Genomic DNA, 12801 nt, shown 5'->3' with positions numbered 1-12801 from the left:
TCACCGATGGACCGCTGCCAACTTCTGCGAAGCCTTTCCGGCGAATCCGCGAAGACTGCGAAGGCCGCGTCCGTGCTCCTTGGCTAAGCTGCCCCACCACGTGGCCGGCACGTCGGCTCACACGAAGCGGGGAGTGACACGATGGGGAAGGCCTTCGCCGGCGCCCGGCTGCGCCGCCTGCGCGAGGAGCGCGGCCTCAGCCAGGCCGCCCTCGCCCGGTTGATCGAGCTCTCACCCAGCTACCTCAACCAGTTGGAGCACGACGCCCGCCCGCTCACCGTCCCCGTCCTGCTGCGCCTCACCGAGGCCTTCGGGGTCGAGGCCGGCTACTTCGCCCCGCCGGACAGCGCCCGGCTCACCGCCGAACTGCGCGACGCGCTCGGAGAGGAGCTGACGGCCGGCCGGGTCGGCGCCGGAGAACTCGACGAACTCGCCGCCCGCCTGCCCGCCGTGGCCCGGCTGCTGACGGACCTGGCCCGCGGCCGTCGGGACACGGCCGAGCAGCTCGCCGTGCTCGCCGGGGACCGCGGCGCCGGGGCCGAAGCCCGCACCCCGCACGAGCAGGTCCGGGAGTTCTTCTACCGCCGCCGGAACTACCTCCACGAACTCGACACCGCTGCCGAGGAGTTGGCGGACGGCATCAGGCTGAGGCGCGGTGGGGTAAGAGAGGTGCTCGCGGAACGGCTGGCCACCGCACACCAGGTCCGGATCGGCACCGGAGGCGGACAACTGCACCGGTACGACGAGCAGACCCGCACCCTGCACCTGTCGGACCGGTTGCGCCCCGGCCAGCAGGCCTTCCGGATGGCCACCCAGCTGGCCTACCTGGAACACGACTCCCTGCTGTCCGAACTCGCCGTCCAGGACAGCCCGGAGGGCTCCACCGCGTTCTCGCTCACCCGGATCGGCCTGGCCAACTACTTCGCCGCCGCCCTCGTCCTGCCCTACACCGCCTTCCACGCGCAGGCGGAGACGGCGCGCTACGACATCGAGCACCTCGCCGACCACTTCGGCGTCGGCTACGAGACCGTCTGCCACCGGCTCAGCACCCTCCAGCGCTCCGGCCTGCGCGGGGTGCCGTTCTCCTTCGTGCGGGTCGACCGGGCCGGGAACGTCTCCAAACGGCAGTCCGCCACCGCCTTCCACTTCTCCCGCACCGGCGGCACCTGCCCCCTCTGGAACGTCTACGACGCCTTCGCCGCCCCCGGGCGCGTCCACGTCCAGGTCGCCGCGATGCCCGACGGCCGCCGCTACCTCTGGACCGCCCGCGCCGTCACCCGCTCACCCGGCGGCTGGGGCCGCCCCGGCAAGACCTTCGCCATCGGGCTGGGCTGCGAACTCCGGCACGCGGCACGGCTGGTGTACTCCGCCGGCCTGGACCTCGGCGACGAGGCGGCTGCCACGCCGATCGGCCTCGGCTGCAAGGTCTGCGAACGCCCGGCCTGCCCGCAGCGCTCCGCCCCGGCCATCGGCCTGCCACTCGCCGTCGACGAGCACACCAGCACCTTCGTCCCCTACGCCGCCCAGCCCGCCCCCCGGGACTGAACCCCGGTGGCCCCGTTCCGGTGGACCTCTCGCCCCGGCACGCGCACCGCTGCTGAATGTGCGACGTGGCTGGTCACAGCCCGCTGCCGCCGCCGCTCGGCGGGCGCGTCCATGCCGCGATGCCGACAGCGGGCACGGGCGACCAGGCCTCGGCGCGGTCGAGGCGGTTCGTCAGGACTGCCTCACCATGGGGGTGTCCTGGGTGGTGAACTTCTTGCGCCAGGCCAGGGAGACGTAGACCAGGGCGATGAGGACGGGCACCTCGATGAGCGGGCCGACGACGCCGGACAGGGCCTGGCCCGAAGTCACGCCGAAGGTCGCGATGGCCACGGCGATGGCGAGTTCGAAGTTGTTGCCCGCGGCGGTGAACGCGAGCGTGGCGGTGCGGTCGTAGGCGAGGCCGATGCTCTTGCCGAGCGCGAAGGTGCCGAACCACATGATCGCGAAGTAGGCCAGCAGCGGCAGCGCGATCCGGGCGACGTCGCCGGGCTGGTTGGTGATGGTCTTCCCCTGGAGGGCGAAGAGGATCACGATCGTGAACAGCAGCCCGTACAGCGCCCAGGGGCCGATCCTGGGCAGGAACTTCCGCTCGTAGGTCTCGCGGCCGAGCTTCTTCTCGCCGAGGCGGCGGGTGAGGAAGCCGGCGAGGAGCGGGATGCCGAGGAAGATCAGCACATTGACGACGATCTTGGCGACGGAGAAGTGCAGGCCGTCCTGTTCGAGGCCGAGCAGGCCGGGCAGGACGTCGAGGTAGAACCAGCCGAGCACGCCGAACGCGATCACCTGGAACACGGAGTTGAGGGCGACCAGGACGGCGGCGGCCTCGCGGTCGCCGCAGGCGAGGTCGTTCCAGATGATGACCATGGCGATGCAGCGGGCGAGTCCGACGATGATCAGGCCGGTGCGGTACTCGGGCAGGTCGGGCAGGAAGATCCAGGCCAGGGCGAACATGACGGCGGGGCCGAGCACCCAGTTGATCACCAGGGACGAGACCATCAGCTTCTTGTCGCCGGTGACGGTGTGCAGCCGGTCGTAGCGGACCTTGGCGAGCACCGGGTACATCATGACCAGCAGGCCGACGGCGATCGGCAGCGAGACCCCGCCGACCTCGACCTTGGCGAGGGCGTCGTTCAGGCCGGGGACCATGCGGCCGAGGCCGATCCCGAGGCCCATGGCGAGCAGGATCCACACTGCCAGGAAGCGGTCCAGGAAGGAGAGCTTGCCGACCGGTCCGGCCTCGGGGCGGTCCGGGGGAGTGCTGGTCTCGGCCAGGGTCACGGGCAGGCCCTCTTCGTGTCGGCGCGGGCGGCGGCGCGGGCCGTGGAGGCGAGGTCGCCGAGGACGCCGGCGAGGCTGTCCAGGGCGTCGGGGCGGAGCTTGTAGTAGGTGAAGCGGCCGCAGGGCTCGGTGTCGACCAGTCCGGCCTCGCGAAGGATCTTGAGGTGGTTGGACAGGTTGGTCTGCCGGGCGCCGGTCTCCTCGACCAGGTGGCTGGTGCACAGGGCCTCGCGGGCGAGCAGGGTGAGGATCCGCATCCTCAGCGGGTCTGCGACGGCCTTCAGCGCGTCCACCCGGCTATTCGCATCACTCTCTACTGACATCACCATGTAGTGATACGTTAGTCGATGCCGGTGGCGGTTCCAAGCGCGCCGCCCGATCCGCCCGTCTGCGCCTCCGGACAGGCTCATCGCCATCAGTCATATCACTATCAACTGACATCATCATGCGGTGATACGTTTGTCGATGGCGGCGGCTGTTCCGAGCCGACCGCCGAGTCCGGCAGCGCCAACGGCCTGTGGACACCGCAACCGCCACAACGCCGCGTCACACGACACGACACGCCCCCGCCCGGTCGTGTCGTGCGGCACCCCGTCTCCGAGGAAGGGTGAGATGACCACCTCCCCGGCAGCCTCCGTGCTGTTCGTCTGCGTCCACAACGCCGGCCGCTCCCAGATGGCCGCCGGCTTCCTCGGCCACCTCGCGGGAGACCGCGTCGAGGTCCGCTCCGCCGGCTCCATGCCCGGCGACCAGGTCAACCCGTCCGCCGTCGCCGCCATGGCCGAGGTCGGCATCGACATCTCGGACCAGAAGCCGAAGATCCTCACCACCGAGGCCGTCCGGGCGTCCGACTACGTCATCACCATGGGCTGCGGCGACGCCTGCCCGTACTTCCCCGGCAGGAAGTACCTCGACTGGAAGCTGGAGGACCCGGCCGGCCAGGGCGTCGAGGCCGTCCGCCCGATCCGCGACGAGATCAAGACCCTCATCGAGAACCTGATCGCCGAGATCGACGCCAAGCAGCCGGAGGGCTGAGCGCAAGGGCGACGTCCGTCAGGAGTGTGCGGCGACTGCTCCCTCCTTGCGCGCGTCGACGGGCCCGCGGGCAGGAGTAGAGAATTACTTGACATCCTCAACTGTTCAGTCCTACCGTTTCGGTATTACTTAATGGGATGAACCATCGAGTGAGTCAACACTTCTTGCGAGGAGCGCCACCCATGAAGGCCATCACCTACCGCAGCTACGGCGGACCGGACGTCCTGGAGTACGGGGACGTGCCCGAGCCCAAGCTCGGTCCGGACTCCGTCCTGGTCCGCGTGGCGGCGGCGTCGGTCAACCCGGTCGACTGGAAGATCCAGGCCGGATACCTCGACGGCGCGATGGACGTGGTCTTCCCCGTGATCCCGGGCTGGGACGTCGCGGGCGTCGTGGAGCGGGTCGGCGTCGGGGTCACCGAGTTCACGCCGGGCGACGAGGTGATCGGCTACGTCCGCGAGGACATGGTGCGCCGCGGCACCTTCGCCGAGTACGTCGCCGCGCCCGTGCGCACCCTCGCCCGCAAGCCCGCCAACCTGGACTTCACCCAGGCCGCCGGCCTGCCGCTGGCGGGCCTCACCGCCTACCAGGCGCTGACCCGCGCCCTGGAACTCAAGCCGGGCGAGACCGTGCTGGTCCACGCGGCCGCGGGCGGGGTCGGTTCACTCGCCGTCCAGATCGCCGTCGCCCTCGGCGCCCGGGTCATCGGCACTGCCGGCGACCGCAACCACGACTACCTCCGCGGTCTCGGCGCCGAGCCGGTGGCCTACGGCGAGGGCCTGGCCGACCGCGTCCGCGCGCTGGCGCCGGAGGGCGTCGACGCCGCACTCGACCTGGTAGGCGGCGAAGCCCTCCAGATCTCGCCGGCGCTGCTCGCCGAAGGCGGCCGCCTCGCCTCCGTCGCCGACGGTGCCGTCCTCGGCCTCGGCGGGCGCTACGTCTTCGTGCGCCCCGATGTCGCCGACCTCGCTGCCCTGGTTGACCTCGTCGAGGGCGGCCGGCTCACCGTCGAGGTCGCGGCGACGTTCCCCCTGGAGCAGGCGGCCGACGCCCAGCGCCTCAATGCCGCCGGTCACACCCGCGGCAAGATCGTTGTCACCGTTCCCTGACCTCGTCTGAACCGCCCCTTCACCAGGACCTCCTCGTCACCCCGGAAGGACCCGCCGTGTCCCTCGTCGTGATCACCGACTGGCTCGCCGACACCGGCGCCGAGCAGCACGTCGCCGATCTGCTCCCCGCCGTCACCGAGGCCGCGCTCACCGAGCCCGGGGTGGTCTCCTTCCGGGTGGTCCGCTCCCTGCGGGACCAGGGCGCCTTCGTCGTCTTCGCCGAGTACGAGGACGAGAGCGCCCTGGCCGCCCACCGCGAGAGCGTGCCCTACCAGCGACTGGTCCTCGCCGGCATCACCCCGCACCTCATCGACCGCCAGGCCGAGGCCTACGCCCTCGTCTGACCCGAGCCGCCGACCTGTGGCGCACAGGCTTCTCCAGGCCCTGCGCCGCCTGGACCGCGGGCCCTCCTACCTCGAATTCCAACGCCGCCTGGGTGACGACGGCCGTCAGGTGGAGGGGGACTTGACGCTGCCTCATGTTCTTGACCTTCGAGGAGGGTCAGCACCCCGAGGCCGGCCTCACCTTCTACCCGGCCGACGAGCAGCATCAGCGCCGGGTCGGCTGGAACCGGACCAACCCCCGGACGCACTCCGAGGTCGTCAAGTGCGGCGCGGTTCCGGCCAACCTCTGGGTCATCGACGGCGGGACCTTCCTGCACCGCCAGGCAGTTTCATTCGGATCAGCGGGCGGACCAGAGGAAAGTGGCGGGGCATCGCCACCCGCTGCGTTGCAGTCGGTGGGCCTGCTGGACCGCCGGGATGGGGATCACCGTGCGAATGCCACGCCTGCGCAGGTGGTCCCGGGTGGCACGGGATCTCTCCGGCAGGTGGACCCACTGCGAGCCGGTCTGGAACGTGAAGGCGATCGCGTCGATCACCTGACGGTGTTCACGCCACCGGCCACCACGCTTCGGCGTCCGGTCCGGCCGCAACGGCTCGATCCGCGCCCACTGCGCGTCAGTCAACGGCACACCCGGACCAACGACCAGGTGATCCAAACGAAAGTGCCTAGACGCCGCAGCCGATACCGCCGCCGCATTGGTAGCGGCGCCGCTGCTGCCTCGCGCGCTTCACCTTCCGCAGGACGCGAGTGGCGGCGTCGCAGGTACGCAGGTCGTGGCCGGCGGGCAGGGCGGTCAGCCCCCACAGCGCCACGGTCATCGTCCCCTGGCGGACTTCGGCCCCCCGGGCGGCCTCCAACACCCGTTCTCCCGGCGCGGTGGCGGAGCGTAGCGGCGGCCACGACACCTGGTTGATCCACAGGGCGGCCGCGAAGGGCACCAGGAAGGCCGCCAGCAGGGAGACCGCCGGCGGGGTGGGCCAGAGCCCTCGGTGCGTGCCCGTCCACGCCCCGGCGACCGCGCAGGCGACGGCCACCGCGCCGATCAGCACCGGCGTCCGCCGGTTCACCCGCCGCACACGTTCGACCAGTTCCTCGTCGTCGGCGAGACCGTGCGCCGCGAGCCGTGCGCGCAGGGCCTTCGCCTCCGGGGAGCCGTCGACCGCCCTGAGGAGCGTTTTGAGATCGCCGGTGAGCGCGGACCCGAGCGAGCGTACGACCACCGCTTCGAACCCGTCTCCGGCACCGTCCCCGGCCGCCGCACCGGCCCCCGCGCCGGTACCGGTGCGGGCCGCGCCGGGTGTGGTCAGCGTGACCTCACCGGAGCGGGAGGCGATCAGTCGGCCGCCCTCGTACATCTCCGTCACGGTCAGCGCCCCCAGGTTCCCGGCGAGGAAGGCGAGTTCGATCGGTTCCAGGTCGAACTCCCGTCCATCCGCGAGCCGTTCGGCCCGGCGCAGGTCCCGCTGCCCGACGTGGCAGCGCACGGCGGCCACGGCCACCGCCGCCCCCACTCCCAGTAGAAGCACCAGGACCAACCACATGACATCCCCTCCCGGTCGGGCCCGCCCCAGTCTGTCCCCCGCGAGGACCCCGAGCAAGGGGCAACTTCGGTATGTGGCAAGGGATTTGGCCTTCGACGAGCCCGGGTCGGCTCAGCGGGCGGCCGGGCCGCCACCGGTGCGAGGAACGCATCGTCGGCGGCAGCAATCCACGAACGGCGACGGGCCGCGCCCCTTCAAGGGCGGGTGGCCCGCTGCCGTGCCCGATCGGGCGGCGTAGTGCCGCGGCTCCACCGAGTGGCCCTCGCCGAGGCCGAGCGGACGGGTGTGCGGCTCGTCGTACGGCTCCCGGACTTCTCGCCGTGGCCTCGCCGCAGGATCCGGTGGGGGCTTGGGCTGGTGAGTCTCAGATGGGTCGGGTGTGGCAGGAGGCGTGGGCGAGATCGTCGAGAAGGGTCGGGGAGGGCTGCGGGATCTCGCCGTGGTCTTCGTCGTCGGAGTTGACGGGCAGCTGGTGGACGACGGCGGCCACGCGGGACGGCAGGCGAAGGGTGAGGCCGTCGTGGCAGGCGGCGAGGGTGTCGGCCCACACGGCGGGTGGCAGTGGCCGGCCGGGCCAGGGTGCGGCCGGGTTTCGGGGTTCGGTGGCGAGCTTGTCGGCCTGGCTGCGCCAGTAGTCGGCGTCCCGGTACTCGCCGCGGCCGGCGTGGAGGAAGGACAGGCAGGTGGCGGCGGTGGTGCTGCCGCCGCCGGCGGCGAACTGCAGCCAGAACTGGCAGCCGTCGTCGTGTCCGGCGAGGTGGAGCAGCGCGGCGAGGACGAGTGCGCCGCCGGGGTGGATGTGCTGCCGGTGGTTGGTGAGGGCTTGCAGGGATTCGGCGGCCTCGGGCTGGGCGATGATCAAGGCGGCGGCGAGGTCGAGTTCGTGGCGCGCCTGAAGATGCTCGGCGCCCAGGGGGGAGCGGGCACGGATGAGGCGGCGCAGGTCGGGGCCGGACACACCGTCGGGCAGCTTGACCGGTAGGTCGGGTTCGTCTTCGAACCCGGAGCTCCGGTTCCAGGGGGCGGCTGCCCGGCGGTCGTGTCCCCGTGTCACTGCATGTCCTCCGTGGTGGTGTCGGCGCCAAGGAGCCGGCGGAGCTTGGCCAGGCCCTGGCTGCTGGCCTTTCGGGCATTGGTTTCGGTGATGCCGAGGCAGACGGCGATCCGGGGGTAGTCGATGTCGAGCATGTAGCGGAGCACGATCACGTCGTATTGGCGCTCGGGTAGGCGCAGGATCGCCTTGTAGAGCTCCTCGTAGTCATTGTCGAGGTTCTCCAGGCTGATGCGTGCCCGGGCGTGGGCGCGTCGGATGACCGCGATCCAGTCCGGGACGACGTCCTTGGACGGGGCGTGGCCGGCGCTCATCTCCCGGTCGGCGATGCACCGCTTGGCGATCATCCAGGCGTGGGCCTCGATGTCGGGCTGGCTCAGGACACCGATCCAGTCCTGCCACAGCTGCCGGCGGATGCTGCGGACCGCTTGGTCCACGAGTTCGTGGTTGTGAAGCCGGGCCCAGGCCACTCCGCGCCAGGTTGCTTCGCGGTCCTCGCAGAAGGCCCCGTAGGACACCCGGTGAGTGGGGCGGACCATCGCCCACTCGTCGTCACTGGTCAATGGTTCTCCTCGTCGGCCCCGGTCAGGCCGACGTCAGGCCGACGCGGGGTCGGGAACGGTGGAGTCTGATGGGGAACGGCTGTCCCCCATACGGACATCCAATCGTTCCGGGAAGTCCGATGTGAAGCTGAGCACAAAAGTGGTTGTAAGACCTTATATATGACTGCCAATCAGGTAATGATCAGTCATATCTGATCAGTGGTAGTCACGTTAAGATCCAAGAGCGCGGCATGCCGCCACATCAGACGGGGTCCTGTCCGGTCGAAGCGGACGGTATCCGATTGCCCGCGACGGGGTGTGGGCATAGTGAGCGATGGCCCGCGCCAGGGGTTCGCCACGCCGCGCCACGGCGCCCGTGGCATCAACCGGCCCGCGGGCTTGACAACAGCCGACGCAGGGGGAACGCATGGCAGCCGAGCAGCACGACGACACCGCCACTTCGTCGGACGTCGAGGTCAACCTCGCCATCCACCGCCCGCACTCCGCGCGAATCTACGACTACTTCCTCGACGGCACGACCAACTTCCCCGCCGACCGGGAAGCCGCCGGCCACGCCCTCGCCGTCTTCCCTCAAGCCCGGTCCGCGGCCCGCGCCAACCGGACGTTCATGCATCGCGCCACCCGGGCACTCGCCCAGAGCGGCATCGCCCAGTTCCTCGACATCGGCACCGGCATCCCGACCTCGCCCAACCTCCACGAGATCGCCCAGCGCATAGAACCGCAGGCCAGGGTCGTCTACGCCGACAACGACCCCATCGTCCTCACGCACGCCCAGGCCCTCCTGCGCAGCACCCCTGAAGGGCGCACCGCCTACGTCCAGGGCGACGTCCACGACCCCGACGCGCTCCTGGACGCGGTCCGCGACACCGGCGTCCTCGACTTCACCCGGCCGATCGCCCTGAGCCTCGTCGCCCTGCTCCACTTCGTCCCCGCCGGCGCCCACAAGATCGCCGAAACCCTCAAGAGCGCACTGCCGGCCCGCGGTTCCGCCCTTGTGATCAGTCACTTCACTCCCGACTTCGCTCCCCGGGACGCGGCCCGGATAGAGGAGGTCTACCGCGACAACGGCAACCCGGTCCGCGCCCGCCCCCACGACGAGTTCGCCCGGTTCTTCACCGGCTGGGACATCCTCGAACCCGGCATCACCTCCACCCCCCGCTGGCGCCCCGGACCGGACACCACACAGGTCAGCGACGCCGAGGCATCGTGCCTGGCCGCCGTGGCCATCCGCCCCTGACCGGTCCTGCATACCAGTCTGGCAGGCGGCGACCTCCGTTGTGACAGCCGGCCACGGCGAATGTGCCCGATCTGGAACACCACCTGGTCGGAGCCGGGCGTGGGGTACAGGAAGTGGAAGATCTGGTTGCCGTAGATCCACCCGGTGCAGTCGAAGGCGTTGAAGTCGGCGCCGTCGCCCAGTCCTTCGCCGCTGTCGTTCGGGTTCTGCTTCCGGATGCCCAGGCACTCGCCCTCGTTGTGACGGCTGAGGCAGACCACCGGCCGGTTCGCCCGATCCCGCGCGGCTGTGGCCAACCCTCCCATCCGGCAGGCCGGCTGACGTATCGTGCCCCGTCCTCCCGCGCTGCTGTGTTCTTGCAGCCGGGCAGGGTGCGCAGGGAAGCACCGGGCTGTCGGACCTGGACGAGACCCGGCTCGCCCGGGCCGTTCGGGGAGCCCGAGTGGGGCGTCGGTGTCAGGGCGTATCCGGGGCCGTTCGGTCCAGGGCGGACAAGGCACCGTAGTGGTCCGCGACGTGGACGTGGACGTGGAGGTCCGGGTGGCGGGTGAGCAGTTCGTCCAGGTCGGTGCGGAACTTCGGCGAGCGGGTCATGTGCTCGGGCACGACCAGGTATCCGCCCTGCTCGGGCGGGATGATCCCGGCGACCAGGGCGCGGCGTACGACGCGGTCGTGGCGGGTGGCGGCGCCGGTGCCGTGGTGGGGGTCATGGGCGAGGGCGACGACGCCACCGCGGGCGGAGAGCTGGTCGAGGTCGGGGACCAGGCGCCAGATCTGCTGGGCCTGGTGGCTCTGGACGGAGCCGGCGAGGTTGGCCTCCAGGCCGCGGGCGTGGCACAGGTCGACGAAGAAGCGGATCTCCTCCAGGGACAGGATGCCGGTACGGGGCAGGCCGTGGGCGTCGGTGTCGTGGGCGTCCAGGTCGACGAGTTCGTCGCTGCGCGCGGTGGAGATCAGGCCGATGCGGGCGACCTTCAGCAGGATGCTGGTGTCGATCATGATGGCGTCCGCCCCGGCGGCGGCGCCGGCCTCGACCATGGCGCGGATCGCCTCGGTGTCGGTGCGGCGGCGCCGGGTCAGGCCGTGATCGGCGTGCGGGAAGGGCTCGTTGACGGTGACATGGGTGCCGCGTGCCGCGGCCGGCAGGGCGCCGCAGGCCTTCAGCTCGGCCTCGTCGGGACGCCGGTCGGGGAAGAGCGGGCGTCCGTCGTCGCCGAGCAGGGCGTCCGCGTGCTCCGCCAGGTCGAAGGCGTCCGGTGCGTCGGGCGCGGCCGGGTCGTACTCGCGCAGGCCGACCAGGGCGCGGCGCACCTGGGGCAGGGTCTTGCGGGCGTCCCACAGGTCCAGGTCCTGGGCGAACAGCACGGACATGACGCGGGTGCGCCCGAGCCCGTCGGCGCGTCGCAGCGTGGCGGTGATCTCGCCCAGGACGTCGGTGAGTCGGCCGACGCCCATGCCGTCGAGGCCGACCTTCACGATCGGGCACGGGTGGACGGCGGTACCCATCGACACCGCGACGCCGAGCGCCGCCTGGGCGGCCTTGCCGACCATCTCGTACGGGGACTTGCCGATCGCCAGCCCGCCCGCGGCGCGCCGGTACAGGAGCTGGTCCTCGCCGATGTTGGTGCTCAACTGCACGGGCAGGTCCCGGCGGGTGGCGAGCACGGCGTCGGCGATGTCCATGATGCGCCTCGGCTTGATCGTGCCGAGCGCACTGCGCGGGTCCTCGCTGTCGATGATCCGCGCGCCGCCGAGCACCGCCTCACGCGCCTCCTGCGGTCCGAACACACTGACCAGCAGCCGCCGGTCCGCATCGATTCTGCTGCGCACGCGCCTTCCCCACCCTTCGACCAAGATCTTGACGACGGAGCAGACGGTAGGCGCGGGGCCATGCTCAGGGCACCACTTTCGCGGGTGAAGCCCTTTCGAACCATAGATGTGATGAGATGAAAGGTTGTTGTCGCTGGTCCCCCGGCCACGGGTATGGCCGGCAGGAGCGTTTCGGGGTGAGCGCGGGGCGGCTCCGGCTCGGGGGTGCGGTGGACCTGGTTGCCGCACCCCCGATTGCGTAACGCGCAGGTCAGCGGGTGCGGCCGCGGGGCTTGAGGGGGGTGCCGGGGAGTTCGGGGGCGGGGAGGCGGTCGCCCGGGTAGCCCTGGACCTCGCCGAAGCGGTCGGCGGCGGCCTGCCACTCGTCCCGGGCGTGGACGATGTCCTCGTGGGAGCGCCCGATGAAGTTCCACCACATGACGATCTGCTCCTCGAAGGGCGTGCCGCCGAGCAGGATCGTCCGGGCGTCGGTGGCGCCGGTGTTGGTGAGGGTGAGGGTGTGCCGGCCGGGGGCCGCGTAGCCGAGGTCGGCGGGCCGCAGGGGGGCGCCGTCGAGGCTGAGTTCGCCGCGGTCGACCAGGAGACCGTGCTCGAAGGCCGGGTCGACGTCGAGGGTGACGGTGGCGTGCGGCCGGAGGGTGAGTTCGGCGCCGAGCAGCGGGGTGAAGGTGGGGACGGGGGAGGTGTCTCCGGCCAGGGAGCCGAGGAAGACCCGGGCCTCGCCGCCGTCGAGGGTGACCGGGGCGGGCGCGTGGTGGTGGAAGTCGCGGCCGGTGTGCCGGTGTTCCTCGGGCAGGGCGACCCACAGCTGTACGCCGTGCAGGGTGGTGGTGGCCGGGGTGGACACCTCGGAGTGGGCGATGCCGTGGCCGGAGGTCATCAGGTTCACCTCGCCCGGCCGGACGTACGCGTGGACGCCGAGGCTGTCCCGGTGCTCGATCTCGCCGGTGAACAGCCAGCTGACCGTCTGCAGTCCGGTGTGCGGGTGCGGGGCGACGTCCATGCCGCCGGTGCGGGCGATGTCGTCGGGGCCGTAGTGGTCCACGAAGCACCAGGCGCCGATCAGGGTGCGGGAGCGCTGGGGGAGCGTCCGGCGTACGGTCATCGCGCGCGGGCCGCCGAGCGGGACGTCGCGCGGGGGCAGCACCTCCACCCGCGGGTCGGCGGCGGGCTGCTCGATGCGGTCGGTCTCGGCGGTGCTCACGGTGGGTCCCTCCCGGGTGGAAAGTAGTTCTACATTCAACTATTATGCCATGGCAGAGTGACG

General features: G+C 71.3%; 13 protein-coding genes. 5 read left to right on the top strand and 8 right to left on the bottom strand.

Features of this window, described 5'->3' with window-relative positions:
* Positions 1 to 141: 141 nt before the first annotated feature.
* The gene (locus ACFQ6N_RS14095) at positions 142 to 1545 is read left to right on the top strand and encodes a short-chain fatty acyl-CoA regulator family protein (RefSeq protein ID WP_380649147.1); all 1404 of its coding nucleotides are present in this window, start codon (positions 142 to 144) and stop codon (positions 1543 to 1545) included.
* Between the two features lie 171 nt (positions 1546 to 1716).
* Here ACFQ6N_RS14095 and arsB read toward each other — a convergent pair whose 3' ends face one another.
* The gene (arsB, locus tag ACFQ6N_RS14090) at positions 1717 to 2823 is read right to left on the bottom strand and encodes an ACR3 family arsenite efflux transporter (protein ID WP_380649146.1); all 1107 of its coding nucleotides are present in this window, start codon (positions 2821 to 2823) and stop codon (positions 1717 to 1719) included.
* On the bottom strand, positions 2820 to 3152 hold the full coding sequence (locus ACFQ6N_RS14085) for an ArsR/SmtB family transcription factor (RefSeq protein ID WP_380649145.1): 333 nt from the start codon (positions 3150 to 3152) through the stop codon (positions 2820 to 2822). Before ACFQ6N_RS14085 ends, arsB begins: the two co-directional genes overlap by 4 nt.
* Before the next feature lie 283 nt (positions 3153 to 3435).
* Here ACFQ6N_RS14085 and ACFQ6N_RS14080 point away from each other — a divergent pair, with 283 nt between their 5' ends.
* The 3 genes from ACFQ6N_RS14080 to ACFQ6N_RS14070 all read left to right on the top strand — a co-directional run bounded on the left by ACFQ6N_RS14080 (position 3436) and on the right by ACFQ6N_RS14070 (position 5311).
* Entirely contained in the window at positions 3436 to 3858 is a 423-nt protein-coding gene (locus ACFQ6N_RS14080) for an arsenate reductase ArsC (RefSeq protein WP_380649144.1), read from the top strand.
* Between the two features lie 182 nt (positions 3859 to 4040).
* Positions 4041 to 4967, top strand: a complete 927-nt coding sequence (locus ACFQ6N_RS14075; protein ID WP_380649143.1) for an NADP-dependent oxidoreductase — start codon at positions 4041 to 4043, stop codon at positions 4965 to 4967.
* A gap of 56 nt (positions 4968 to 5023) precedes the next feature.
* On the top strand, positions 5024 to 5311 hold the full coding sequence (locus ACFQ6N_RS14070) for a putative quinol monooxygenase (protein WP_380649142.1): 288 nt from the start codon (positions 5024 to 5026) through the stop codon (positions 5309 to 5311).
* 338 nt (positions 5312 to 5649) lie between these two features.
* On the opposite strand, the gene ACFQ6N_RS14065 is transcribed toward ACFQ6N_RS14070, so the two are convergent.
* From ACFQ6N_RS14065 to ACFQ6N_RS14050, 4 genes are all read right to left on the bottom strand, one after another.
* Positions 5650 to 5967 carry a transposase gene (locus tag ACFQ6N_RS14065; RefSeq protein WP_380649141.1) on the bottom strand — a complete coding sequence of 106 codons (318 nt, stop codon included), beginning with the start codon at positions 5965 to 5967 and terminating at the stop codon, positions 5650 to 5652.
* A 10-nt stretch (positions 5968 to 5977) separates the two neighbouring features.
* Positions 5978 to 6853 carry a TIGR04222 domain-containing membrane protein gene (locus tag ACFQ6N_RS14060; protein ID WP_380649140.1) on the bottom strand — a complete coding sequence of 292 codons (876 nt, stop codon included), beginning with the start codon at positions 6851 to 6853 and terminating at the stop codon, positions 5978 to 5980.
* 364 nt (positions 6854 to 7217) lie between these two features.
* The gene (locus tag ACFQ6N_RS14055; protein ID WP_380649139.1) at positions 7218 to 7811 is read right to left on the bottom strand and encodes a hypothetical protein; all 594 of its coding nucleotides are present in this window, start codon (positions 7809 to 7811) and stop codon (positions 7218 to 7220) included.
* 92 nt (positions 7812 to 7903) lie between these two features.
* Positions 7904 to 8467, bottom strand: a complete 564-nt coding sequence (locus ACFQ6N_RS14050; RefSeq protein WP_380649138.1) for an RNA polymerase sigma factor — start codon at positions 8465 to 8467, stop codon at positions 7904 to 7906.
* Positions 8468 to 8873: 406 nt separating this feature from the next.
* On the opposite strand from ACFQ6N_RS14050, the gene ACFQ6N_RS14045 reads away from it, so the two are divergent.
* Positions 8874 to 9704 carry an SAM-dependent methyltransferase gene (locus ACFQ6N_RS14045; RefSeq protein WP_380649137.1) on the top strand — a complete coding sequence of 277 codons (831 nt, stop codon included), beginning with the start codon at positions 8874 to 8876 and terminating at the stop codon, positions 9702 to 9704.
* A gap of 456 nt (positions 9705 to 10160) precedes the next feature.
* Here ACFQ6N_RS14045 and ACFQ6N_RS14040 read toward each other — a convergent pair whose 3' ends face one another.
* Together ACFQ6N_RS14040 and ACFQ6N_RS14035 are read right to left on the bottom strand one after the other, a co-directional pair.
* Positions 10161 to 11534, bottom strand: coding sequence for a (5-formylfuran-3-yl)methyl phosphate synthase (locus ACFQ6N_RS14040; protein WP_380649136.1), 1374 nt, complete (start codon positions 11532 to 11534; stop codon positions 10161 to 10163).
* A gap of 250 nt (positions 11535 to 11784) precedes the next feature.
* Entirely contained in the window at positions 11785 to 12738 is a 954-nt protein-coding gene (locus tag ACFQ6N_RS14035; RefSeq protein ID WP_380649135.1) for a pirin family protein, read from the bottom strand.
* Positions 12739 to 12801 lie beyond the last annotated feature (63 nt).

It is taken from the genome of Kitasatospora sp. NPDC056446 (genome assembly GCF_042796115.1).
In the GTDB taxonomy this organism is placed as follows: domain Bacteria; phylum Actinomycetota; class Actinomycetes; order Streptomycetales; family Streptomycetaceae; genus Kitasatospora.
Note: the sequence above shows the minus strand (reverse complement) of the source record. Positions and strands in the feature narration are given on the sequence as shown.

Coding starts and splice junctions, on each gene's coding strand:
- ACFQ6N_RS14095 (WP_380649147.1), top strand. CDS start 142: ATGGGGAAGGCCTTCGCCGGCGCCCGGCTGCGCCGCCTGCGCGAGGAG.
- ACFQ6N_RS14085 (WP_380649145.1), bottom strand. CDS start 3,152: ATGGTGATGTCAGTAGAGAGTGATGCGAATAGCCGGGTGGACGCGCTG.
- ACFQ6N_RS14080 (WP_380649144.1), top strand. CDS start 3,436: ATGACCACCTCCCCGGCAGCCTCCGTGCTGTTCGTCTGCGTCCACAAC.
- ACFQ6N_RS14075 (WP_380649143.1), top strand. CDS start 4,041: ATGAAGGCCATCACCTACCGCAGCTACGGCGGACCGGACGTCCTGGAG.
- ACFQ6N_RS14060 (WP_380649140.1), bottom strand. CDS start 6,853: ATGTGGTTGGTCCTGGTGCTTCTACTGGGAGTGGGGGCGGCGGTGGCC.
- ACFQ6N_RS14045 (WP_380649137.1), top strand. CDS start 8,874: ATGGCAGCCGAGCAGCACGACGACACCGCCACTTCGTCGGACGTCGAG.